A 23,186-nucleotide genomic window follows, 5' to 3' on the forward strand; every position below is an offset into this window, starting at 1 on the left:
CCCCGGCCCACTGCTCCGACGCCCCCCGGTCACCGGCGGCCGGACGCGCGCAGGGAGTCGAGGAGTTCCGGGAGCGTTCCGACGAACTCGGGGAGCGCGCGGGCGGCGCACCACCAGGCCACCGGGTCGGTGCCCAGGCCCGCGCCGAGCAGCCGGTCGGCCTCGGCGCGGGCGGCGAGCACGGCGGCCGGGCGGTCGAAGCGGTCGGGCCGGTCCACGGTGCCCAGCCACTGGGCCTCGTCCAGGGCCCAACAGCCGGGGACCTTCGAACGGAGCACGTCGGCGCCGGTGATCAGCCCGAGGTCGAGGTGCCGGCGGGTGGCGGCGAGGTCCTCGGCGAGGGTGGGGTGGGGCAGGGAGAGTTCGGCCAGGGCCAGTTCGCGGTCGACGCCGGGGACCGGGTCCGGCCCGCGCCGGTCGGGGCGGGGGGTCCCGGTCCCGGCCCCGGTCTCGGCCGTCACGCGGGTGACGGCGCCGCGGTACTCGGCGAGTTCGTCGAGGTTCCAGCGCGGTCCCCGGGCGCGCGGGCCGGGCCGCTCCCACAGCGCGTCGCGCAGCGCGGCCGGCAGCCCGCGGACGAGTTCCTCGGGGGTGAGCAGCCCGGAACGCACGGCGCGCACCGCCGGCCGTCGCCAGTCCCGCCCGGTGGGCCGGCCCGGTCGGGCCAGCAGCGCCAGGGCCACGTCCGGGGCGGGTTCGCACAACAGCAGCACGGCCTCCACCGCCCCGGTGGGCAGCGGGGCGGTGGCGTGCGCGGGCAGCAGGGCGGCCGGGTCGAGGGGGACGCCGGCGGCGCGGGCGGCACGCAGCACGGCCAGGGCCCCGCGCGGCCGGGCCCCGCCGTGGGCGCGCAGCAGGGCGGTGGAGCGGCCGGGGTCGGCGGCGGGCCGGCCGGCGGGGGCGGTGCGGCGGCCCCGACGCTCGGCGGCGGCGTACCGGGCGGCCCCGGGCAGCCCGGGCAGCGGCCGGCCGAGCACGTAGGGGTTGCGGGCGAGGAGTTCGCGGTCGCGGTCGGTGCCCTCGCGCAGCAGGAGGGTGACGGCGCCGGCGGGCAGCGGTTGGTCGCGGCAGAGCCGGCGTCGGGTGGCGGGGTCGACGGCCACCGGGCCCTCGGCGGCGAGGAGGGCCCGGGAGACCGCGTCGGGCGCGTGCCGGAGCAGCGGCGCGAGGGCCTCGGCGCGGCGCCGGCCGAGCCGGTCGGCGTCGGCGGCGGACGGGGGCGGCACGTGGGTCATGGCGGTCCGGGGGTGCTCGATGCGGGCACGGGTCGGGGGCGGGGGGCTGACGCGTGGCGTGTGGCGTGTGGTGTTCGCATTGTGCGGGAGGGCGGGCGGCCGGCGCGGTGGCCGGGGGATGGCCGTCAGATGAGGTTCTCGGCGCGGACGGGGTGGATCCGGTAGGGGTCGAGGCGCAGTTCACGGGGTCCGAGGCAGTCGGCGACCAGGGTCGCCGGGCGGGCTCCGCAGGGGCACAGGAGGTTGCGGCCGCTGTCGCCCCGGGGCCCGCAGCAGCCCTGGGAGGCGCGGCCGGGAGCAAGGGTGAGGGCGGGGGCGTCGGCGGGGTGCAGCACGATCGTGCCGGCGGGGGCGTCGGCGGCGTCGGGGTCCTCCGGGACCCGGCCGGGGGCGCGGCCGGGCGCGGGGACCGGGGCGCCGCCGGTGGGGGCGCGGTCGGCGGTGAGCCAGGCGGGGCCGGCCCAGGGCTCGGGGTCGACGGCGTAGGCCCCGCGCGCGACGGCGGCGGGCGCGGCGGCGGTGTCGGCGTCCCGGTCCCGGGGGTCCTCCTCGGGCTCGGGGAGGACCGGCAGCTCCCGCAGGTCGGGGGTGAGGGGGGTGCCGCAGCGGGCGCAGAGGAAGACGGTCATGACGCCATTCCACACCCTCTCCCCCGGTCCCGTCAGGGGATCGGGCGGTGCACGGAGCGGCCGGGGTCGGGGGTGTCGGGGTCGTCGGGGTCGGGATCGGTGTCGGCGATCCAGGGGCCGTCGCCGGAGGGGTCGAGGATCCCGTCCTCCAGCCAGGCGTAGGTGCCGGACAGGACGCCGGCGGTGACGGTGCCGTCGAGGTCGTCGGTGTTGGCCCACAACCGGCCGAAGAGTTCCTCGACCCGCAGCCGGGCCTGCCGGCAGAACGCGTCGGCGAGTTGGTATGCCTCGCGGCCGTGGTCGTCGGCGGCGCGTTGGTGTTCGGCGCGCACGCAGGCGGCGCTCATCGCGAAGAGTTCCGCGCCGATGTCGACGATCCGGCCGAGGAAGCCCTGTTTGGTCTCCATCCGGCCCTGCCAGCGGGACATGGCGAGGAAGGTGGAGCGGGCCAGCCGTCGGCTCGCGCGTTCCACGTACCGCAGGTGGCCGGCGAGGTCGCGGTGCCCGGCCGGGTGGAAGGCCCGGTAGGCGCCGGGGAGCTGTCCGGCGCCGGTGGCGAGGGTGGGCAGCCAGCGGGCGTAGAACCCGGCGGCGCGGGCCCCCGCCCGGGCCTTGTCGCCGAGGTCCTTGTCGGGGTCGATGAGGTCGCCGGCGACGGAGAGGTGGGCGTCGACGGCCTCGCGGGCGATCAGCAGGTGCATGATCTCGGTGGAGCCCTCGAAGATCCGGTTGATCCGCAGGTCGCGCAGGAGCTGTTCGGTGGCGACGGCGCGTTCGCCGCGGGCAGCGAGGGAGGCGGCCGTCTCGAACCCGCGTCCGCCCCGGATCTGCACCAGGTCGTCGGCCATCCGCCAGGCGGTCTCGCTGCCGTACAGCTTGGCGAGGGCGGCCTCGATGCGGATGTCGTTGCGGTCCTCGTCGGCCATCCGGGAGGCCAGGTCGACGACGGCCTCCAGGGCGAAGGTGGTGGCGGCGATGCCGGAGATCTTCAGCGCGACGGCCTCGTGCCGGCCCACCGGCCGACCCCACTGTTCGCGGACCCCGGACCATTCGCGGGCGATCTTCAGGCACCACTTGCCGGCGCCGACGCACATGGCGGGCAGGGAGAGCCGGCCGGTGTTGAGGGTGGTCAGCGCGATCTTGAGGCCGGCGCCCTCCGGGCCGATCCGGTTCGCGGCCGGGACCCTGACCCCGCGCAGCCGGGTCACCCCGTTCTCCAGGCCGCGCAGGCCCATGAAGGAGTTGCGGTGCTCGACGATCACGCCGGGGCTGTCGGCCTCGACCACGAAGGCCGTGATCCCGCCCCGCCGGCCCTCGGCGGCCGGGACCCGCGCCATCACCACGAGCAGGTCGGCGATCACCCCGTTGGTGGTCCACAGCTTCACGCCGTCCAGCACGTAGCCGTCCTCGCCGTCGGGGACGGCGGTGGTGGCCAGACGGGCCGGGTCGGAGCCCACGTCGGGTTCGGTGAGCAGGAAGGCGCTGATGTCGTGCCGGGCGCAGCGGGGCAGCCAGGTCGCCTTCTGTTCGGGGGTGCCGAACATCTTCAGGGGCTGGGGCACGCCGATGGACTGGTGCGCGGAGAGCAGGGCGCCGACGGCCGGGCTGACCGAGCCGACCAGGGCCAGCGCCCGATTGTAGTGCAGTTGGGTCAGGCCCAGTCCGCCGTACTCGGGGTCGATCTTCATGCCGAGGGCGCCGAGTTCGCGCAGGCCGCGGATGGTCTCGTCGGGGATCCGGTCCTCGCGTTCGATGCGGGCCCCGTCGATCTCGCTCTCGCAGAACGCGCGCAGTCGGGCCAGGAACTCCTCGCCCCGTCGGTTCTCCTCGGCGTCCGGTTCGGGCCAGGGGTGCAGCAGGTCCAGGCGGAACCGGCCGAGGAAGAGCTCCTTGGCGAAGCTGGGTTTGCGCCAGTCCGTCTCGCGCGCGGCCTCGGCGACCTGCCGGGCCTCCCGTTCGGTCACCTTGGGGGTGGGAGGGGGCGCGGAGGGGGTGGGGCCGGAGGGGGTGGGGCCGGGCCGTGCGGACATGCGGGTCACCTCGCCGCCGAGTCGGGTGGATCGGGCACCCGGGCGTCGCGGCCCCCGGGTGTCGGGCTCCTGCCCCGAACACGTACCCGGCCACACCCACCCGGAAAAGACCCGACACCCACCCACCCCGAATCGGAGCAACCGGCCGGGCGGCCCGGGAACGCGAGGGCGGCCCGAACCCCCGCACAGTGGGTTCGGGCCGCCGGTCCGCGGGGCGGGTCAGATGGCCAGGCCGGTGAGGACCAGGACCCGCTCGTAGGTGTAGTCGTCCATCGCGTAGCGGACGCCTTCGCGGCCGACGCCGGACTGCTTCACGCCGCCGTAGGGCATCTGGTCGGCGCGGTAGGAGGGGGCGTCGCCGATGATCACGCCGCCGACCTCCAGTTCGCGGTGGGCGCGGAACGCGGTCTGCACGTCGTGGGTGAACACGCCGGCCTGGAGGCCGAACTTCGAGTCGTTGACCGCGGCGAAGGCGGCGTCGGTGCCGTCGACCTTGTGCAGGGTCAGGACCGGGCCGAACACCTCCTCGACGGCGAGGGTGACGCCGGCGGGCAGCTCGGCCAGCACGGTCGGGGCGTAGGTCGCGCCCTCGCGGGAGCCGCCGGTGAGCAGCTTCGCGCCGCCGGCCACGGCCTCGTCCACCCAGGACTCCACGCGGCGCGCGGCGTCCTCGCTGACCAGCGGGCCGACGTCGGTGGCGGAGTCGTTCGGGTCGCCGGTGACCTGGGCGCGGACCTTCTCGACGACCTTCTCCACGAGCCGGTCGTAGACGGAGGCGTCGGCGATGACCCGCTGCACGGAGATGCAGGACTGGCCGGCCTGGTAGTTCGCGAAGGTCGCGATGCGGGTCGCGGCCCAGTCCAGGTCGGTGTCGGAGGACCAGTCGGCGAGGACGACGGCGGCGGCGTTGCCGCCGAGCTCCAGGGTGCAGTGCTTGTGCGGCACCGAGCGCTGGATGGCGTAGCCGACGGTGTCGGAGCCGGTGAAGGAGATCACGGGCAGCCGCTCGTCCTGCACCAGGGCGGGCATCTTGTCGTTGGCGACGGGCAGCACGGACCAGGAGCCGGCCGGCAGGTCGGTCTCGGCGAGGAGCTCGCCGAGGATCAGGCCGGAGAGCGGGGTGGCCGGGGCCGGCTTGAGGATGATGGGGGCGCCGACGGCGATGGCGGGGGCCACCTTGTGGGCGCACAGGTTCAGCGGGAAGTTGAACGGGGCGATGCCGAGGACCGGGCCCTTGACGAAGCGGCGGGTCAGGGCGAGGCGGCCGTTGCCGCCGGCCTCGGTGTCCAGGCGCTGGGCCTCGCCGCCGTTGAAGCGCCGGGCCTCCTCGGCCGCGAAGCGGAACACGGACACGGCGCGGCCGACCTCGCCGCGGGCCCACTTGATGGGCTTGCCGTTCTCGGCGGAGATCAGCAGGGCGATCTCCTCGGTGCGCTCGGCGAGCCGCTTGGACACGTGGTCCAGGGCGGCGGCGCGCACGTGGGCCGGGGTGGCGGAGAACTCGGCGGTCGAGGCGTGGGCCGCGGCGACGGCCTCCTCGACCTGGGCGTCGGTGGGGACGCTGACGGTTCCGACGACGCGGCCGTCCCAGGGGGAGGTCACGTCGAAGGAGTCCTCGCCGGTGGCCTGTCGGCCGGCGAGCCAGAAGGCGTGCGTGGAGGTCATGCGGATCCCGGGCCCTTCGAGACGGTGCGGTGGCGGCTGCGGCGCGCGGGCACGACGCTGCGGCCCGACACCTCCCCACCGTAGGACCCCGGGGCGACGGACGGGCTTGTCCGCGCTGGAGTGCGGACCGGTTCGGGTGCGCCGGTTTGTCAGTGTCCGCCTCCCGCCCGCACGGGCCCGGGCTGGGGCCGGGCCGGTGGTTCAGGGCAGGGGGGTGGTGTCGGCCGCCTTGAGGGCCAGCCAGAGTTCCATCCGGGCGTCGGGGTCATCGAGGGACCGGCCGAGGATCTCCTCGACCCGGCGCATCCGGTACCGCAGGGTGTGCCGGTGCACGCCGAGGTCGGCGGCGGCGGCGTCCCACTGGCCGTGCCGGGACAGCCAGGCCCGCAGCGAGGCCACGAGGTCGCCGCGGCCGGTCGCGTCGTGCTCGCGCAGCGCCCGCAGGGTGCCCTCGGCGAAGGCCCGGACGGCGTCGTCGGCGAGCAGCGGCAGCACGGATCCGGCGGCCAGGTCCTCGTGCTCGACCAGGGGCCGGCCGCGCCGTCGGGCCACCGCCAGGCACTGTTCGGCCTGGCCGAGCGCGGTGGGCGCGCCCGCCGCGCCGGTGGGCGCGGACAGTCCCACGACGAGTTCGCCGGGTTCGGGCACGGCCTCGGCGGCGCGCCGGTCGGCGGCCGACAGCACGTGCTCGGCGCAGGCCCGGCGGGCGGCCCCGTCCTCGGCGACGAGGAGGGTGAGGCGCTCGGGGGTGACGGCCACCAGCACCGGCTCCCCGTGCCGGGCCGCCGCCGACTCGACGGCGTCGGCGAGCCGGGCCAGGGCCTCCGCGCCCGGGCCGGCGGGGGCGGCGCCGGCGGGAGCGGGCGGGGCCGGGTGGGCGGGTTCGACGAGCAGGGCGCGGAACGGGCCGTCGAGGAGTTCCCCGTACAGCTCCCCCGCCACCTCCCGGGCGTGCCCGCCCTCCCCCGCCGCCAGCATCCGCAGCACCGCCGCGCCCAGCCGGGACTCGGCCTCGGCCAGGGCCCGGGAGCGCTCGGTGGTCAGGGTCAGCAGGGCGACGGCGGAGTGCACGGCGTACCGCTCCGCCGTGCCCAGCGGGGCCCCGGTGCCGACGGCGAGCGCGCCCCGGGCCCGGCGGCCGGTGCCCAGCGACTGCAGCTCCACCCGGTCCTCGGCGTCCCCGATCACGGCGCCCGCCGGCGCGGGCCGGTCCCGCAGTCGCTCCACCTCCGGCACCAGCCGGGCCGCGCGCCGCGCCGCCCAGTCGGGGGCCGCGGCCACCACGGCGCCCGCCGCGTCGTAGAGCGCCGCCCAGCCCTGCACGTGCGCGGCCAGCCGGGTCAGCAGTTCGGTGGGGCCGTCGGCGGAGAGCGCGGCCCGGGTCAGCTCCCGCTGCGCCTCGAAGCCGGCGGTCACCGCCCGGTACTGGTCGGCGGCGAGGGCGGCGGAGACCGCCTTGCTGATCGCGAGGAACGGGGTCCGGCGGGGCACCTCCAGCAGCGGCAGGTCCTCCGCGACGGCGGCCGCCACCAGGGCCTCGGGCACCTCGTCGTAGCTGACCCCGACCGCGAACCCGATCCCGACCACCCCGGCCCCGGCCAGCCGGCGCACGTACCGGCGCATCTCGGCGGGGTCCTCCGCGTCGAGTTTCATCGCCGTGACGAGCAGCAGCTCCCCGCCCTCCATATAGGGGACGGGATCGGCCAGCTCACTGACGTGCGCCCACCGGACGGGGGTGTCCAGCCGCCCCTCACCGGCCCGGACCCGCAGTTTCAGCGCCGAGTGGTGGACGAGGGAGGCGAGGGTGAGCGGCATCGGGGGCTTTCGCGGGCGCTGAGGAACGGGGAGGCCCGTTTCGCCGTCGTGGCGAAACCGGTGGTGTCGATTCTGCCGGCACGGCGTACATCCCGGCGGGTCGAGCGCTCGACGTCGGCCGCCCGGCACGGCTCACGCGTCGCCGAGCTCCACCAGCAGGGGCGCGCAGCGCTCGCCGCGCACGGTGGTCAGGGAGAGGACGGCCGCACCGGCGGGAACGGCGTGCGCGAGGTCGGAGGCAGACCACCGTTCCCGCTCCACCTGCCGGACCGTGACCGCGTCGGTGGTGACGGCCTTGCCGGTGACGAGCTTGCGGAAGGAGTGGATGGCGCGGGTGAGGGGCTGGTCGGCGAAGACCTGCCGGCTGGTCACGTCGCGGGTCTCCACCCATTCCGTGCCCCACGCCTCCGCGAACCGCTTGCCGTCCCAGGTGGTGACCCCGGAGAAGGCCATCCGGCCGCCGACCGCGCCGAGCAGCGGGGTCCGCAGCTCCTCGGCCACGTCGTCCAGCGACCGCAGCGCGAGCAGCACCCCCGCGTGCGCGGTGCGCAGTCGCTGGATGCCGCGCACGGCCTCCCGGGTGAGGGTGTGGGCGGCGTCGTCGAGGACGAGGAACGCGAACAGGGAACGGTCGGTGCGGGCGGCGACGCTCGCCGTGAACTGGGCCAGGACCAGCCGGGCCAGCATCCGCGATGCCTCCGCGTGGGCCCGCTCGGGCAGGTCCACGCGGACCCGCAGCGGGTGTTCGAGGGAGCGCAGGGAGAAGGGCCGGCTCCGGCCGGAGGTGTCGAAGAACTCGGCGAACGCGGGCCGGTCCAGGAGCGCGATCCGGTCGGCGAGCAGCGGGCCCGGGTCGCCGGCGCCGCCGTACTGCCGTTCGCGGGCGTCGAGCTCGCGGAGCATCCCGCTCTGGCCGGTGCCTTCGAGGGCGCGGCGCAGCCGGTCGAGGGCGGGCGGCAGGTGGTCGAGGAGTTCGCGCAGTTCGGGGACGGCCGGGTAGCGGCCGTGGGCGGTGCGGAACGGTCCGAGGAGCTGGGCCAGGACGGTGGCCGCGCGACGGGTGTCGACGCCGGCGATGTCGCCGACGAGGGCCTCGGCGAGGAGGGAGGCCGCCTCGTCGGGGTCCCCGGCGCCGCCGTACAGGTCGAGGTCGTGGGCGGAGCCCGGGTCGCCGAGCCGGACCACCACGTCGAAGGCCGCGTCCTCGCCGAGCCGGGTGCCGGCGGCGGCCACGACGATCACGGCGGCGTGCCCGGCGAGGGCCTGCAGGGCGAGGGACTCCACCACGGGCCGCACAAGGCGGGCCGTCTTGCCGCTGCCGGCCGGGCCGACGGCGAGCAGGGAGGTGCCGAGGACCTCCGGGTCCAGGGCCACGCCGGAGCCCCGGCGGGGCCAGGGGTTGCGGTCGGTGTCGGCGACGGTGCCGAGCCGGACCTGCCGGGTCAGCAGATCGTGCCGGGCCGCGCGGGCGGGCAGGTCGCGGTCACCGGAAGGGTGCACGCAGGCGGCGGCGCCCCGGTCGCGGACGGCGCCCGCGAAGGCGGGACGGCGGGTGGGGTCGGCGACGACCCCGTCGAAGGCCCGCCGGATCCGCAGCCAGTCCACGTCGTTCATGCGGTCGGCGCCGATCTCGGCGGTGAGCCGCTCGGCGGCGTCGAGCAGCCCGGCGGCGCGCAGCGCGGGCCACCCGGCCGGATCCCGCGGGTCCCCGGCGGGCACCGGCGCCTGCGAGGCGTCCCGCGCCTGCGCCCCGGCCCGCTCGGGCCCGGCGGCGGGCCGGCCCCCGCGCCGCCAGGGCAGCACCCCGCCGAGCCGCGCGAAGGGCACGAGCACACCGAGCCAGATCGCCGCGAGGATCGGATAGCTGAGTGCGCCGGTGAGCGCGGCGTCCTCCGGGGCGTAGGAGAGGTGTCCGTACAGGAGGTCGTAGACGGGGACCGTGCCGGTGAAGATGATCAGCAGCACGAACGCCGCGCCCGTCGCCGCGCCCGCCGCTCGGGCCGTGCGGCCTCGGGCGGCGATGAGACGGTCGAAGGCCGTGCGCCAGCGGCCGAGTCGGGCGAAGCCCCACAGCAGGGCCGCCGCGACGAGGATGTGGTAGATCTCCAGCGCCGCCCGGCCCCGGCCGTCGACCGGGGTGAACTCCAGGCCGCCCCACCAGTCGCGGGGGGTGAAGAGGCGGACAGGGACGGTCGCGTAGGGGACGTAGCCGTTGGCGTACAGGGACCACAGCAGCACGCAGACCAGGAACGTGAGGATCGCGCCGGAGGCCAGCGAACGCTCCTCCCCCGCCTCCGGGGCGCGTTGGGCGCGCGGCCGGTGGCCCAGGCGCCAGGTGCCGGGCTCGACCTCGGGGCGGGGGGCGCGCAGCCAGCGGGTGAAGCGGGTGTCGAGGGCGGCGGCCCCGCCCTCGGTGTCCGCGGCGTGCGGGGCCGGGGCGGCGCGCCGGGCGGCGTCGGGGGCGTGGCGGGGTTTGGGCGGTACGGGTCCGGGGGTGTCCGCGCCGGTCGTGCCGCGGATGTCTTCGTCGTGTGTGTGTTCGCCGCCCATGTGCCTGCCCCTGCCCCCGTGCCGAGCCGCTGTCGCCTTGTCCACCCAGGTGCGCGCGGGTGCGCGCGCCGCTCAATCTAGTGCCCGGGGGCCCGGTGCGGGTCCCGGCGGGTCCGGGGTGTCCTATGTCCGTCGCGGACAACGACACGCCGGCTTCACTCCCGAACGGCACATGCCGGGGGTCCCCGTCCGGGCCTAGCCTGCGACCAAAGGAACAAGTGCGTCCGAATACCCCCTCAGGAGCCCCCTATGACCGCTGTCCCGCAGGAGCGCCGCATCGTCACCGCGATCCCCGGCCCCAAGTCGCAGGAGCTGCAGGCCCGCCGTCTGGAGACGGTGGCCGGTGGCGTGGGCTCGGTGCTGCCCGTGTTCACGGCGCGCGCCGGTGGCGGGGTGATCGAGGACGTGGACGGCAACCGTCTGATCGACTTCGGTTCCGGCATCGCGGTGACCTCGGTGGGCGCGTCCGCCGAGGCCGTGGTGCGGCGGGCGGCGGCGCAGCTGGCCGATTTCACCCACACCTGTTTCATGGTGACCCCGTACGAGGGCTACGTGGAGGTGTGCGAGGCGCTGGCCGAGCTGACCCCCGGTGACCACGCGAAGAAGTCGGCGCTGTTCAACTCGGGCGCCGAGGCCGTCGAGAACGCGGTGAAGATCGCCCGCGCGCACACCAAGCGGCAGGCCGTCGTGGTCTTCGACCACGGCTACCACGGGCGCACCAACCTGACGATGGCGCTGACGGCGAAGAACATGCCGTACAAGCAGGGCTTCGGCCCGTTCGCGCCCGAGGTGTACCGGGTGCCGGTGGCCTACGGCTACCGCTGGCCCACGGGTGCGGAGAACTGCGGCCCGGAGGCCGCCGCGCAGGCCATCGACCAGATCACCAAGCAGATCGGCGCGGAGAACGTCGCCGCGATCATCATCGAGCCGGTGCTCGGCGAGGGCGGCTTCATCGAGCCGGCCAAGGGCTTCCTGCCGGCGATCGTGAAGTTCGCCAACGACAACGGCATCGTGTTCGTGGCCGACGAGATCCAGTCCGGCTTCTGCCGCACCGGCCAGTGGTTCGCGTGCGAGGACGAGGGCATCGTCCCGGACCTGATCACGACGGCGAAGGGCATCGCGGGCGGTCTGCCGCTGGCCGCGGTGACCGGTCGCGCCGAGATCATGGACGCCGCGCACGCGGGCGGCCTGGGCGGCACCTACGGCGGCAACCCGGTAGCGTGCGCGGGCGCGCTCGGTTCGATCGAGACGATGCGCGAGCTGGACCTCAACGCGAAGGCCCGCCGCATCGAGGAGGTCATGAAGGCCCGCCTGTCGGCGATGCAGGAGAAGTACGGGATCATCGGCGACATCCGCGGTCGCGGCGCCATGATCGCGATCGAGCTGGTGAAGGACGCGGAGTCGAAGACCCCGAACCCGGAGGCGGCGGGCGCCCTGGCGAAGGCGTGCCACGCGGAGGGCGTGCTCGTGCTGACCTGTGGCACCTACGGCAACGTGCTGCGCTTCCTGCCGCCGCTGGTGATCGGCGAGGACCTGCTGAACGAGGGCCTGGACGTGATCGAGGCGGCCTTCGCGACCCTGTAGTCGCCCCGGTCGCACGTGCCGGTCGCACGCGCGCTCGACGCGCGGGGCGCCCCACGCCGACCCTACCGACGGTAACGGTCGGGCGGTGTGAAGAAGTTGCGGGGGGCCGATGGCGGGGGACCGTTCCCGCTGTCGGCCCCCCGTCGCGTGCCGTACGGTTTCTTCGAGTGAGTGAGAAACACCGCTCCCGGACCTCCGGGGGCGATCCCGGTCCCGCGCTTCCCCAGCACCGGAACGGGCGTGCCTCCGGGCGCACTCCTCCTCTCCGATCGGACGGTCGCGCGCCCCACACCCCCCGGGGCGCCCGATCCGCCGATCCGGCCGGCCGTCCCGGAACCATCCCCCCTGTTCCGGGGCGGCCGGCCCCTCCTCCTCCCGGATCCTCCCCGCGAGCCGGTCGGCCCCGTGCCGGTCGGCCCTTCGGCTTGCTCGCGGCCGTCCTGGCGTGCTGGCTCGGGTTCGCGCTGGTCACCTGGCAGGTGCTGACGGCGGGGCCGCTCGCGCGGGCGGACGAGCGGCTGGGGGCGCGCCTGGCGCGGTCGGCGCCGGACGCGGTGACGGAGCGGCTCGCGGACCTGGGGAACGTGCCGGTGGCGCTGCCCGTGCTGCTGCTGGCGATGGTGTGGGCGTGGCGGCGCGGGGCCCGGTGGGCGCCGGTCGCGGCGGGGGCGGCGATGGCGCTGGTGCCGGCGTTGGTGGTGCCGTTGAAGGACTGGACGGCGCGGCCGGGGCCCTTGGAGCCGTGGGCGGCGGGCTATTTCCCGTCCGGGCACACGGCCACGGCGCTGGTGGCCTACGGCGGGGCGGCGCTGCTGCTGGGGGCGTGGACCCGGTGGGCGTGGCCGGTGGTCACCGCCGCCGGCCTGGTGGCGGCGACGGTGACCGGTCTGCTGTTGCGGGGGTTCCACTGGCCCCTGGACGTGCTGGGCAGCGTGTTGTTGTGCCTGCCCTTGTTGTGCGGGGTGGGATGGGCGCGGCGCGTGGACGGGGTCCGGGCGGCGGCCCGGGTGGGTCAGGGCCAGTAGGCGTCGAAGTTGCGGCTGAACTCCCAGCCGCCGAAGCGGTCCCAGTTGATGGACCAGGTCATCAGGCCGCGCAGGGCGGGCCAGGTGCCGTGGGTGGTGTAGCTGCCGCAGTTGGTCTTCTTGGTCAGGCAGTCGAGGGCCTTGGTGACCTCGGCGGGGCTGGTGTGGCCGTTGCCGGCGTTGGTGGTGGCGGGCAGGCCGATGGCGACCTGTTCGGGGCGCAGGGCGGGGAAGAAGCGGCTCGCGTCGCCGGCGACGGGGAAGCCGGTGAGCAGCATGTCCGTCATGGCGATGTGGAAGTCGGCGCCGCCCATGGAGTGGTACTGGTTGTCGAGGCCCATGATGGGGCCGGAGTTGTAGTCCTGGACGTGCAGCAGGGTGAGGTCGTCGCGCAGGGCGTGGATGACGGGCAGGTAGGCGCCGGCGCGCGGGTCCTGGCCGCCCCAGGGGCCGGAGCCGTAGAACTGGTAGCCGAGCTGGACGAAGAAGGTCTCGGGGGCCATGGTCAGGACGAAGTTCGGGCCGTACTTGGCCTTGAGGGTCTTGACGGCCTGGATGAGGTTGACGACGACCGGGCTGGTGGGGTTGCGGAAGTCGGTGTCGCCGGTGTCGAGGGAGAGGGAGTGGCCCTCGAAGTCGATGTCGAGGCCGTCGAGGCCGTACTCGTCGATGATGCGGCCGACGGAGGCGACGAAGGCGTCGCGGGCGGCGGTGGTGGCGAGCTGCACCTGTCCGTTCTGGCCGCCGATGGAGATGAGGACCTTCTTGCCGGCGGCGCGCTTGGCCTTGATGGCGGCCTTGAACTCGTCGACGGTCTCGACGTTGGGGCATTCGGTCTTCGGGCAGAGCGCGAAGCGGATGTCGCCGGAGGTGACCGAGGTGGGTTCGCCGAAGGCCAGGTTGATCACGTCCCAGGAGGCGGGCACGTCGGCCATGCGGACGTAGCCGGAGCCGTTGGCGAAGCTGCTGTGCAGGTAGCCGACGAGGGCGTGCGGGGGCAGGCCGGCGCCGGGTCCGGGGCCGCCGGGGTCGGTGCCGCCGGTGGTGGCGGGGACGGCGGCGCTGGGCGCGGACTCGCCGGTGGCGTTGGCGGCGCGCACGGTGAAGCTGTAGGCGGTGCCGGCGGCCAGGCCGGTGACGTTCAGGGCGGGTGAGGTGGTGGTCGTGGAGACGCCGCCGGGGTCGCGGACCACCCGGTAGGAGGCGGCGCCGGCGACGGGGTTCCAGCTCAGGGCGACGGAGGAGGTGGTGACGGCGCCGACGGCCAGTCCGGTGGGGGTGGCGGGGGCGGTGGGGGTGGTGGGGCCGCCGGGGTCGGGGCCGACGAGGGTGACGTCGTCGGTGAGGTGCGCGGGTTGTCCGTACCAGCCGTGGGTGTAGACGGTGACGGAGGTGGTGGCGGGGCCGGTGCGGAAGGTGGTGGTGAGCTGCTTCCAGGCGCCGGGGGTCTGGGCCCAGGTGGACGGGTCGGTGGTGCCGGTGCCGCTCGCGCCGAGGTACACGTAGGCGCCCTGCACCCAGGCGCTCAGGGTGTAGGTGGAGTCGGGTTTGACGGCGACGCTCTGGCCGCAGCGGGCGTTGTCCTGGCCGGCGGGGGTGGCCTTGAGGGCGGCGGTGCCTCCGTGGGCGGTGCCCGTGGCCACGGCGCCGCTGCCGCCGGAGCAGGTCCAGGGGGCGAGGCCGGATTCGAAGCCGCCGTTGCGCACGAGGTCGGTGTCGGCGGTGTCGGCGGCGGCCACGGGTGGTCCGGCGGTGAGGAGGCCCGCGACGGCCAGGGCGAGGGCCGCGAGGAGGGGGACGGTGGGGCGTCGGCGCACGAGTTCCTCCGGGGTGGGGGGAGGGTGGGCAGGCCGGGGCGCCGGGTCCGGTCCTGGCGTGACCGGGCCCGGATCCGCGATCCGAAGTGGCGCCCAAGATGGTCCAGACCAATGCGCCTGTCAAGGGTGGCGACCGAAGGAACTCCCCTGCCGTCCGGGCCCCTTGGGCTCCGAGGGCCCGCCGCGTCGCGGCCGGGCCCCGAGCGCCCCGCGCGCCGCCGCCTCGTGCACGGCCAGTTCCAGCACGGCCGGGTCGGTCAGCGTGCCCTCGCCGTCCGGCAGCACCAGCCAGCGGGCCCCGATCGTGCGCCCGGGGTGCGGCACGGCGATCCAGGTGCCCCGGCCGGCGGCCCGGATGCCGGTGCCGAGCCAGCCGGCGGCCGTGCCGACGGGCACGAAGAAGCCCACCCGCGCGTCCCCCGAATCGGCCAGCACCGGCCCGGGCCGCTCCAGCAGCAGGCCGAGCACCTCCAAGGTGCCGCGCCCGAGGTCACCGGGGAGGATCAGCACGTCCCAGTTCCGGCCCGCCGGCAGCAGCACCACCCCGAGGGGGTTGCGCTCCCAGTCCCAACGGCAGCCCTCGGGGTCGGGGGCCGTCGCCACCAACCACTCCACGGCGGCCTTGATCTCCGCGCCCGGCATCGACATCGCCACACTTCCCATCACATCCGGGGCCCCGACCCGTGCGGGGGCATCCTCCGGGAGAGAGAGCGGCCCCGGACCCCGTCGTGACGCGGGTTGTGACCACCCGTGGGAGTGAACGGGGCGGACGCGACCGGTGGGGGAGTGCGCCGGGGCGCGCACGGCCCTCGGGACGGCGCGCGCGTCGAAGCCCGCGCCGCCCCGGTCCTCGTCCTCTCAGCTGTCGAAGCCGAGCCCGAACCGGTCCATGGTCCGCAGCCACAGGTTGCGGTGCCCGCCGTGGGTGTCGGCGTGGGCCAGGGACCACTTGGTGAGCGCGATCCCGGTCCACTTGAAGGGCTCGGGCGGGAAGGGCATCGGCTTGGTGCGCACCATCTCCAGCGCGGTGCGCTCGGTCCGCTCCCCCGCCAGCAGGTCGAGCATCACCTCGGCGCCGAAGCGGGTGGCGCCCACCCCCAGGCCCGTGTAGCCGGCCGCGTAGGCCACCTTGCCCTGGTGGGCGGCGCCGAAGAACGCGGAGAAGCGGGCGCAGGTGTCGATGGCCCCGCCCCAGGCGTGGGTGAAGCGGACCCCGGCGAGCTGGGGGAAGCAGGCGAAGAAGTGTTCGGCGAGCTTGAGGTAGGTCTCGGGGCGCCGGTCGCGCTCCGGGTCGAGCCGGCCGCCGTAGGGGTAGATGGCGTCGTAGCCGCCCCACAGGATCCGGTTGTCGGCGGTGATCCGGAAGTAGTGGAACTGGTTGGCGCTGTCGCCCAGGCCCTGGCGGTTCTTCCAGCCGATGGCGGCGAGCTGCTCCCCGGTGAGGGGTTCGGTGGTCAGGGCGTAGTCGTAGACGGGGACGACGTAGGGGCGGACCCGCTTGACGAGGTTGGGGAAGACGTTGGTGCCGAGCGCGACCCGGCGGGCCAGGATCCGGCCGTAGGGGGTGCGCACGATCATGCCGGGGCCGGCGTTGACGAGTTCCGTGGCCCGGGTGTTCTCGTAGATGCGCACGCCGAGGTCGAGGCAGGCCCGCTTCAGGCCCCAGGCGAGTTTGGCGGGGTGCAGCATGGCCACCCCGTCGCGGTCCCAGAGCCCGCCGAGGAAGGTGGGCGAGTCGACCTCGGCGCGCAGGGCGTCGCGGTCCAGCCAGACGGAGTTGCCCGCGAGGCCCAGTCGCTCGGCCTCGGCGTGCAGTTCGCGCAGTTCCGCGACCTGGTGGGGGGCGGTGGCCACGTCGATCTCGCCGGTGCGCTCGAAATCGCAGTCGATGCCGTACTTCGCGACGGCGGCCTCGATGGCGTCCAGGTTGTCCGCGCCGAGCTCCTCCAGCCGGGCGAGTTCCCCGGGCCAGCGGGCCATGCCGTTGGCGATCCCGTGGGTCAGGGACGCGGCGCAGAAGCCCCCGTTGCGGCCCGAGGCCGCCCAGCCCACCTCGTGCCCCTCGACCAGGACCACGTCCCGGTCGGGGTCGCGCTCCTTGGCGATGAGCGCCGTCCACAGGCCGCTGTACCCGCCGCCGACGACCAGCAGGTCGCAGCGTTCGTCCTCGGTGAGGGCGGGCAGCGGGGCGGGGCGGCCGGGGTCGTCCAGCCAGAAGGAGACCGGGCGGGCCTCGGAGAGGGATCGTGCGGCGGTTCGCATGGCTACGGGGGCCATGGCTTCCAACTCCCTACGAAAGGTCTACTGGGGTTGTGCCTTCTTGCGGCGGTTGCCGATCGCCTGACCGGCGACGACCACCAGCACGGCGATGACGAACATCGCGGTGCCGATGACGTTGATCTGCACGGGCGTCCCGCGTTGGGCCGAGCCCCACACGAACATGGGGAAGGTGACGGTGTTGCCCGAGTTGAAGTTGGTGATGATGAAGTCGTCGAAGGAGAGCGCGAAGGAGAGCAGCGCGCCGGCGGCGATGCCGGGGGCCGCGATCGGCAGGGTCACGCGCAGGAAGGTCTGCACGGGTCCGGCGTAGAGGTCGCGGGCGGCCTCCTCCAGGCGCGGGTCCATCGACAGCACGCGGGCCTTGACGGCGGCGACGACGAAGCTGAGGCAGAACATCACGTGGGCGATGAGGATGGTCCAGAAGCCCAGCTCGACGCCCATGTTGAGGAAGAGGGCGAGCAGCGAGGCCGCCATCACGATCTCGGGCATCGCCATCGGCAGGAAGATCAGCGAGTTGACGGCGGCCCGGCCGCGGAAGCGGTAGCGGACCATCGCGAAGGCGATCATCGTGCCCAGGGCGGTGGCGCCGAGGGTGGCCCACAGGGCGATCTGGAGGGAGAGGGCGAGGGAGCCGCACATGTCGGCGACCCCGCACGGGTCCTTCCAGGCGTCCAGGGAGAACTCCTGCCAGGCGTAGTTGAAGCGCCCGGTGGGGTTGTTGAAGGAGAAGAGGGTGACCACCAGGTTCGGCAGGATCAGGTACCCGAGGGTGGCGAGTCCCGCGATGACCACGAGGTTGCGGCGCAGCCAGTTCATCAGACCAGGTCCTCCGTCCCGGCGCGGCGGATGTAGATCGTGACCATCACCAGGACGACGGCCATGAGGATGAAGGACAGGGCGGCGGCCGTCGGGTAGTCCAGGATCCGCAGGTACTGGGACTGGATGACGTTGCCGATCATGCGGGTGTCGGTGGAGCCGAGGAGTTCGGCGTTGACGTAGTCGCCGCTCGCCGGGATGAAGGTGAGCAGGGTGCCGGAGACCACGCCGGGCATCGACAGCGGGAAGGTCACCTTGCGGAAGGTGGTGGCGGGGCTCGCGTAGAGGTCGCCGGCCGCCTCGTGCAGGCGGGTGTCGATGCGTTCCAGGGAGGTGTACAGCGGCAGGATCATGAAGGGCAGGAAGTTGTAGGTCAGGCCGCAGACCACCGCGAGGGGGGTGGCCAGCAGCCGGTTGCCCTCGGTCATGCCGAGCCAGCTCGTGACGTCGAGGAAGCCGATGGAGTCGAGGACGCCGACCACGGGGCCGCCGTCGGCGAGGATCGTCTTCCAGGCCAGGGTGCGGATCAGGAAGCTGGTGAAGAACGGGGCGATGACGAGGATCAGCAGCAGGTTGCGCCACCGGCCGGCCTTGAAGGCGATCAGGTAGGCCAGCGGGTAGCCGAGCACGAGGCACAGCACGGTGGCGGTGCCCGCGTACAGCAGCGAGCGCAGGAACTGCGGCCAGTACTCGGTGAACGCGTCCCAGTAGGTCGCCAGGTGCCAGGTGACCTCGAAGCCCTCCTCCAGCGACCCGGTCTGGATCGAGGTGGATGCCTGGTAGAGCATCGGCAGCACGAAGAAGACCAGCAGCCACAGCACCCCGGGCAGCAGCAGCCAGTAGGGCACGAGCCGCTTGCGGCGCGAGGGCCGGTGCACGGGCGGTTCGGCGTCCGCCGCCGCGCCGGCCGTCGCCGCGGGTGCGGGGGCGCTCACGCCTCGACCGCCGCGGTCTGCGCTCCGGCGTCGATGTCCTGGGCGGCGTCGAGGCCGAAGGTGTGCTCGGGGTTCCAGTGCGCGATCACCTCGGCGCCGGGGACCAGGCGCGCGTCCCGCTCGATGTTCTGGACGTACACCTCCAGTTCGGGGCAGACGGGGCTGTCGATCACGAACTGGGTGGAGACCCCGATGAAGGAGGAGTCGAGGATCCGGCCGGTGAGCCGGTTGCGGCCGGCCGCGATGCCGTCCGCCTCGGCGGCGGGGACCAGCGAGATCTTCTCGGGACGGACCCCGACCAGCAGCTTCCCCCCGGCCCGGGGGGTGGTCGAACATCGCCGGGCGGGCAGCCTCAGGGCCGTCTCCGCGACCTTGACGCCGACCGTGTCCCCGGTCTCGACCACCTCGGCCTCGATGAGGTTGGAGGTGCCGAGGAAGTTGGCGACGAAGGTGGTGCTCGGGTTCTCGTAGAGCTCGGCGGGCGCGCCGAGCTGTTCGACCCGGCCGCCGTTCATGACCGCGACCGTGTCGGCCATGGTCATGGCCTCCTCCTGGTCGTGGGTGACGTGCACGAAGGTGATGCCGACCTCGGTCTGGATCCGCTTGAGTTCGAGCTGCATCTGGCGCCGCAGCTTGAGGTCGAGGGCGCCCAGCGGTTCGTCGAGGAGCAGCACCCGGGGGTGGTTGATCAGGGCCCGGGCCACGGCCACGCGCTGCTGCTGCCCGCCGGAGAGCTGGTGCGGTTTGCGGGCGGCGAACTGGCCGAGCTGCACGAGGTCGAGCATGTCGTCCACCGGCTTCTTCACCGACTTGATCCCGCGCCGGCGCAGTCCGAAGGCCACGTTCTCGTGGATGGTCAGGTGCGGGAACAGGGCGTAGCTCTGGAAGACGGTGTTGACCGGCCGCTTGTGCGGGGGCAGGTGGGTGACGGCCTGCTCGCCGAGGTGCACGGTGCCGGTGGAGGGCTCCTCCAGGCCGGCGATCATCCGCAGGGTGGTGGTCTTGCCACAGCCGGAGGCGCCGAGGAGGGCGAAGAAGGAGCCCTGCGGGATGGTCAGGTCCAGGGGGTGGACGGCGGTGAACTCGCCGTAGTGCTTGCTGATGCCGGTGAGGCGGACGTCGCCGCCCTCGGTCGTCGTCGTGTCGGTCATGTACAGGGCGCCCTTTTTGTGGGTGGAAGCGGCAGCGGGTGCGGTGCGGGAGGGAGGGGTGCGGCCCGGGGGCGGGCCGCGGCGACCGGTCAGGCCCCGATGAGCTTGGCGAACTTCTCCTCGAAGGCCGTCTCCTCCTCGGCGGAGAGGGAGCGGAAGGAGTGCGACTTGGCGGCCATGGCCTTGTCGGGGACGATCAGCGGGTTGTCGGCGAGGGCCGGGTCGATCTTCGCCAGCTCCTCCTTGACCCCGTCCACCGGGCAGACGTAGCTGATGTACGCGGCGAGCCGCGCGGCCACGGCGGGCTCGTAGTAGTAGTCGATCAGCCGCTCGGCGTTGGTCTTGTGGGTCGCGCCGGCGGGGACGAGCAGGTTGTCGGTGGAGGTCATGTAGCCGGCGGCGGGGACGGCGTACTTGATGTCGGGGTTGCCGGCCTGGAGCTGGATCACGTCGCCGGCCCAGGCGAGACAGGCCGCGAGGTCGCCCTTGTCGAGGTCGGCGGTGTAGTCGTTGCCGGTGAAGCGACGTATCTGCTTGGTGTCCACGCCCTTTTGGAGCCGGCCCACGGCGGCGTCGAAATCGGCGTCGGTGAACTTCTCCGGGTCCTTGCCCTGGTCGAGCAGGACCATCCCGACGGTGTCGCGCAGTTCGGTGAGGAAGCCGACCCGGCCCTTGAGGGAAGGATCGTCGAGGAGCTGGGTGACGGAGTCGACGGTGCGCCCGCCGGTGGCCTTGCTGTTGTAGGCGATCACCACGGAGATGCCGGTCCACGGATAGCTGTACGCCCGGCCCGGGTCCCAGTCGGGGGTGCGGAACTGGGGGGCGAGGTTGGCGTAGGCGTGCGGCAGGTGCGTGGGGTCGAGCTTCTGCGCCCAGCCGAGCCGGATGATGCGGGAGGCCAGCCAGTCGGTGACGACGATCAGGTCGCGGCCGGTGTCCTGGCCGGCGGCGAGCTGGGGGCGGATCTTGCCGAAGAACTCGACGTTGTCGTTGATGTCCTCGGTGTACTTGACCTTGATGCCGGTGCGGCGGGTGAAGGCGTCGAGGGTGGGGCGGGACTTCTCGTCCTCGGAGACGTCCATGTACTCGGTCCAGTTGGAGAAGGCGAGGGTCTTCTCCGCGGCCGAGCGGTCGTTCGAGGCGGCGGCCCCGTCCGCCCGTTTGGCGGGCGGGATCCCGCAGCCGGACAGGGCCGCGAACCCGCCGAGGGTGAGCGCGCCGACCCCGCCGGCGCGCAGTAGGGAGCGCCGGGTGAGGGCGCCGCGACCGCCGGTCAGGGTGCGGCGTACGGCGGCGAGTCGGGCCGCCGACAGGGGGGCTTCGGGGTGCTCGTGCTGCTCCATGGCCGTGCCCTTTCCACAAGGAGGTATGGGTGTGCCGCCGGCCCGGCGGCTGTTATCGGTCCCCGAAGATCGTGCGGTGCCAGTCCTTCGCGGCCACCGCCGTGTTGTCGAACATCACGTGCTTGACCTGTGTGTACTCCTCGAACGAGTACACGCTCATGTCCTTGCCGAAGCCGCTCGCCTTGTATCCGCCGTGCGGCATCTCGCTGATGATCGGGATGTGGTCGTTGATCCACACGCAGCCGGCGCGCAGTTCGCGGGTGGCGCGCTGGGCCCGGAAGACCCCGCCGGTCCAGGCCGAGGCGGCCAGGCCGTAGGGGGTGTCGTTGGCGAGGGCGAGGCCCTCGTCGTCGGTGTCGAAGGGCAGCACGACGAGCACCGGGCCGAAGATCTCCGCCTGCACCACCTCGCTGTCCTGCGGCGCGTCGGTGATCAGGGTGGGCCGGTAGTAGGCGCCGGCGGCCAGTTCCCCGCCGGGGGCCTCGCCGCCGGTGACGATCGTGGCGTACGCGCGGGCCCGGTCGACGATGGCGGCCACCCGGTCGCGCTGGGCGTGGGAGACCAGCGGGCCGAGGTCGGTGTCGGCGGCGAAGGGGTCGCCGAGGCGGACCGTGCCCATGAGTTCGGCGACGCGGGCCACGAAGCCCTCGTACAGGGGGCGCTGGACGTAGGCGCGGGTGGCGGCGGTGCAGTCCTGGCCGGTGTTGATGAGGGAGGCGGCCACGGCGCCGTGGGCGGCGGCCTCGGGGTCGGCGTCGTCGAAGACCACGAAGGGGGCCTTGCCGCCGAGTTCGAGGTGGAGGCGCTTGACGCCGGCGACCGCGAGTTCGGCGACCCGCTTGCCGATGGCGGTGGAGCCGGTGAAGGAGGTCATGGCCACGTCGGGGTGGGAGACGAGGCGTTCGCCGGCCTCCTTGCCGGTGCCGCAGACCACGTTGACCACCCCGGCCGGGATGCCGGCCTCGGTGGCCGCCTCGGCGAACAGCAGCGAGGTCAGCGGGGTGAGTTCGGCGGGCTTGAGGACGATCGTGTTGCCGGCGGCGACGGCCGGGAGGATCTTCCAGGCGGCCATCTGGAGCGGATAGTTCCAGGGGGCGATGGAGCCGATCACGCCGATCGGCTCGCGCCGGACGTAGGAGGTGTGGTCGCCGGAGTACTCGCCGGCGGCCTGGCCGGGCAGGTGCCGGGCGGCGCCCGCGAAGAAGGCCGTGTTGTCCACGGTGCCGGGCACGTCGAACTCGGTGCTCAGCTTGAGCGGCTTGCCGCACTGCACCGATTCGACCTCGGCGAACTCGGCGGCCCGGTCGGCGAGGATCCCGGCCCAGCGGTGCATCAGCTCGGCCCGTTCCCCCGGGGTGGTGCCGGCCCAGCCGGGGAAGGCGCGGACGGCGGCCGCGACGGCGGCGTCCACGTCGGCCGCGCCGGCGAGTTCGTAGGTGAGGACCTCCGCGCCCGTGGCGGGGTCGACGACGGTGTGCGACCGGCCCGAGGTGCCGGTGGTCCACGTGCCGTCGACGTACTGCGCGCCCCGCGCGAAGCGGTCCTTGATCCGGATGCGGTTGCCCATCACGCTCTCCGTAGCTCCAGCTCGAATTGAGTGCCGATCCTGACAGAGCGAAATCACCCGGCCAAGTGATTCCGTTGTTGCCTTTTGATTACGCGACGGAATGCGTCGACCATCTGTCGAGGCAGACCGCAAAACCCATACGAAGTGTCCGTGGCCCCTGTCAGACTCGCGTGCATGGAGCTGATCGACAAGCTGATGGAGCAGGTCAACGCGGGAGAACGCGTGAAGTTCCTGCCGTTCTGGGGGCACCGGCCCAGGCCGGACGGGCGGTTGGGGCCGAGCTGTCTGAGCCAGTGGTGGCCGGCTCCGTTCACGGTCGGTGACGTTCCGTATCCGACGGCGGAGCACTGGATGATGGCCGGGAAGGCCCGGCTGTTCGGCGACGCCGAGGCCGAGCGGGCGGTGCTGGCGGCCCGCACCCCGGGCGCGGCCAAGGCGGCGGGCCGGCTGGTGCGGGGCTTCGACGAGGAGGTGTGGGTGCGGGAGCGCTTCGAGCTCGTGGTGCGGGGCGGCACGCACAAGTTCGCGAGCACGCCGGAGCTGCGCGCGTACCTGCTGGGGACCGGGGACCGGGTGCTGGTGGAGGCCAGTCCGGTGGACCGGATCTGGGGCGTGGGGCTGGCCCCGGAGGATCCGGCGGCGCTGGACCCGGCCCGTTGGCGGGGGCTGAACCTGCTGGGCTTCGCCCTGATGGAGACCCGCTCCCGGCTCCGCGCGGGGGCGGGGCCGGAGGCGGGGTAGGCC

General features: G+C 74.2%; 17 protein-coding genes. 3 read left to right on the forward strand and 14 right to left on the reverse strand.

Translation table 11 applies throughout. The features are described from left to right. Positions 1–29 precede the first annotated feature (29 nt). The 6 genes from ACN20G_RS05065 to ACN20G_RS05090 form a co-directional block, all read right to left on the reverse strand. A complete protein-coding gene (locus ACN20G_RS05065; protein ID WP_424211514.1) occupies positions 30–1,235 on the reverse strand; it encodes a hypothetical protein in 1,206 nt (401 codons plus the stop codon). A gap of 125 nt (positions 1,236–1,360) precedes the next feature. Then, on the reverse strand, positions 1,361–1,864 hold the full coding sequence (locus ACN20G_RS05070; protein WP_424211515.1) for a hypothetical protein: 504 nt from the start codon (positions 1,862–1,864) through the stop codon (positions 1,361–1,363). 32 nt (positions 1,865–1,896) lie between these two features. Continuing rightward, positions 1,897–3,894 (reverse strand): acyl-CoA dehydrogenase family protein, encoded by a 1,998-nt coding sequence (locus ACN20G_RS05075; protein WP_424211516.1) that lies wholly within the window; start codon positions 3,892–3,894, stop codon positions 1,897–1,899. A 219-nt stretch (positions 3,895–4,113) separates the two neighbouring features. Next, positions 4,114–5,559: an aldehyde dehydrogenase family protein gene (locus ACN20G_RS05080; protein ID WP_424211517.1), complete on the reverse strand. Its 1,446-nt coding sequence runs from the start codon at positions 5,557–5,559 to the stop codon at positions 4,114–4,116. A gap of 201 nt (positions 5,560–5,760) precedes the next feature. After that, positions 5,761–7,374, reverse strand: a complete 1,614-nt coding sequence (locus ACN20G_RS05085) for a PucR family transcriptional regulator (RefSeq protein WP_424211518.1) — start codon at positions 7,372–7,374, stop codon at positions 5,761–5,763. Between the two features lie 132 nt (positions 7,375–7,506). Next, a complete protein-coding gene (locus ACN20G_RS05090; RefSeq protein ID WP_424211519.1) occupies positions 7,507–9,924 on the reverse strand; it encodes an ATP/GTP-binding protein in 2,418 nt (805 codons plus the stop codon). A 249-nt stretch (positions 9,925–10,173) separates the two neighbouring features. Here ACN20G_RS05090 and gabT point away from each other — a divergent pair, with 249 nt between their 5' ends. Next, positions 10,174–11,508 (forward strand): 4-aminobutyrate--2-oxoglutarate transaminase, encoded by a 1,335-nt coding sequence (gabT, locus tag ACN20G_RS05095; RefSeq protein ID WP_424211520.1) that lies wholly within the window; start codon positions 10,174–10,176, stop codon positions 11,506–11,508. Between the two features lie 425 nt (positions 11,509–11,933). Then, positions 11,934–12,533: a phosphatase PAP2 family protein gene (locus ACN20G_RS05100; RefSeq protein ID WP_424211521.1), complete on the forward strand. Its 600-nt coding sequence runs from the start codon at positions 11,934–11,936 to the stop codon at positions 12,531–12,533. Here the strand turns inward: ACN20G_RS05100 and ACN20G_RS05105 are convergent. From ACN20G_RS05105 to ACN20G_RS05140, 8 genes are all read right to left on the reverse strand, one after another. Then, positions 12,521–14,350, reverse strand: a complete 1,830-nt coding sequence (locus ACN20G_RS05105) for a chitinase (RefSeq protein WP_424211522.1) — start codon at positions 14,348–14,350, stop codon at positions 12,521–12,523. The two genes, ACN20G_RS05100 and ACN20G_RS05105, sit on opposite strands and share 13 nt — an antisense overlap. Positions 14,351–14,470: 120 nt before the next feature. Beyond that, the gene (locus ACN20G_RS05110; RefSeq protein WP_424215374.1) at positions 14,471–14,992 is read right to left on the reverse strand and encodes a hypothetical protein; all 522 of its coding nucleotides are present in this window, start codon (positions 14,990–14,992) and stop codon (positions 14,471–14,473) included. Between the two features lie 216 nt (positions 14,993–15,208). Beyond that, positions 15,209–16,627: an NAD(P)/FAD-dependent oxidoreductase gene (locus ACN20G_RS05115; protein WP_424211523.1), complete on the reverse strand. Its 1,419-nt coding sequence runs from the start codon at positions 16,625–16,627 to the stop codon at positions 15,209–15,211. Between the two features lie 24 nt (positions 16,628–16,651). Beyond that, positions 16,652–17,446, reverse strand: a complete 795-nt coding sequence (locus ACN20G_RS05120) for an ABC transporter permease (protein ID WP_424211524.1) — start codon at positions 17,444–17,446, stop codon at positions 16,652–16,654. After that, positions 17,446–18,324: an ABC transporter permease gene (locus ACN20G_RS05125; protein ID WP_424215375.1), complete on the reverse strand. Its 879-nt coding sequence runs from the start codon at positions 18,322–18,324 to the stop codon at positions 17,446–17,448. Before ACN20G_RS05125 ends, ACN20G_RS05120 begins: the two co-directional genes overlap by 1 nt. A 53-nt stretch (positions 18,325–18,377) precedes the next feature. After that, positions 18,378–19,532, reverse strand: a complete 1,155-nt coding sequence (locus ACN20G_RS05130) for an ABC transporter ATP-binding protein (RefSeq protein WP_424211525.1) — start codon at positions 19,530–19,532, stop codon at positions 18,378–18,380. A gap of 89 nt (positions 19,533–19,621) precedes the next feature. Continuing rightward, positions 19,622–20,875: a polyamine ABC transporter substrate-binding protein gene (locus ACN20G_RS05135; RefSeq protein WP_424211526.1), complete on the reverse strand. Its 1,254-nt coding sequence runs from the start codon at positions 20,873–20,875 to the stop codon at positions 19,622–19,624. Positions 20,876–20,927: 52 nt separating this feature from the next. Next, the gene (locus tag ACN20G_RS05140) at positions 20,928–22,442 is read right to left on the reverse strand and encodes a gamma-aminobutyraldehyde dehydrogenase (RefSeq protein WP_424211527.1); all 1,515 of its coding nucleotides are present in this window, start codon (positions 22,440–22,442) and stop codon (positions 20,928–20,930) included. A gap of 174 nt (positions 22,443–22,616) precedes the next feature. Between ACN20G_RS05140 and ACN20G_RS05145 the strand changes: the two genes are divergently transcribed. Continuing rightward, positions 22,617–23,183 carry an NADAR family protein gene (locus ACN20G_RS05145; protein WP_424215376.1) on the forward strand — a complete coding sequence of 189 codons (567 nt, stop codon included), beginning with the start codon at positions 22,617–22,619 and terminating at the stop codon, positions 23,181–23,183. The last annotated feature ends 3 nt before the right edge of the window (positions 23,184–23,186 follow it).

It is taken from the genome of Streptomyces dryopteridis (assembly GCF_049606955.1).
GTDB lineage: Bacteria > Actinomycetota > Actinomycetes > Streptomycetales > Streptomycetaceae > Streptomyces.

Bases quoted from the DNA above. Each gene is read 5' to 3' on its own strand.
- ACN20G_RS05130 (WP_424211525.1), bottom strand. From the start codon at position 19,532: ATGACCGACACGACGACGACCGAGGGCGGCGACGTCCGCCTCACCGGC.
- ACN20G_RS05075 (WP_424211516.1), bottom strand. From the start codon at position 3,894: ATGTCCGCACGGCCCGGCCCCACCCCCTCCGGCCCCACCCCCTCCGCG.
- ACN20G_RS05115 (WP_424211523.1), bottom strand. From the start codon at position 16,627: ATGGCCCCCGTAGCCATGCGAACCGCCGCACGATCCCTCTCCGAGGCC.
- ACN20G_RS05110 (WP_424215374.1), bottom strand. From the start codon at position 14,992: ATGCCGGGCGCGGAGATCAAGGCCGCCGTGGAGTGGTTGGTGGCGACG.
- ACN20G_RS05070 (WP_424211515.1), bottom strand. From the start codon at position 1,864: ATGACCGTCTTCCTCTGCGCCCGCTGCGGCACCCCCCTCACCCCCGAC.
- ACN20G_RS05120 (WP_424211524.1), bottom strand. From the start codon at position 17,446: ATGAACTGGCTGCGCCGCAACCTCGTGGTCATCGCGGGACTCGCCACC.
- ACN20G_RS05065 (WP_424211514.1), bottom strand. From the start codon at position 1,235: ATGACCCACGTGCCGCCCCCGTCCGCCGCCGACGCCGACCGGCTCGGC.
- ACN20G_RS05135 (WP_424211526.1), bottom strand. From the start codon at position 20,875: ATGGAGCAGCACGAGCACCCCGAAGCCCCCCTGTCGGCGGCCCGACTC.
- ACN20G_RS05085 (WP_424211518.1), bottom strand. From the start codon at position 7,374: ATGCCGCTCACCCTCGCCTCCCTCGTCCACCACTCGGCGCTGAAACTG.
- ACN20G_RS05080 (WP_424211517.1), bottom strand. From the start codon at position 5,559: ATGACCTCCACGCACGCCTTCTGGCTCGCCGGCCGACAGGCCACCGGC.
- gabT (WP_424211520.1), top strand. From the start codon at position 10,174: ATGACCGCTGTCCCGCAGGAGCGCCGCATCGTCACCGCGATCCCCGGC.
- ACN20G_RS05145 (WP_424215376.1), top strand. From the start codon at position 22,617: ATGGAGCTGATCGACAAGCTGATGGAGCAGGTCAACGCGGGAGAACGC.
- ACN20G_RS05090 (WP_424211519.1), bottom strand. From the start codon at position 9,924: ATGGGCGGCGAACACACACACGACGAAGACATCCGCGGCACGACCGGC.
- ACN20G_RS05140 (WP_424211527.1), bottom strand. From the start codon at position 22,442: ATGGGCAACCGCATCCGGATCAAGGACCGCTTCGCGCGGGGCGCGCAG.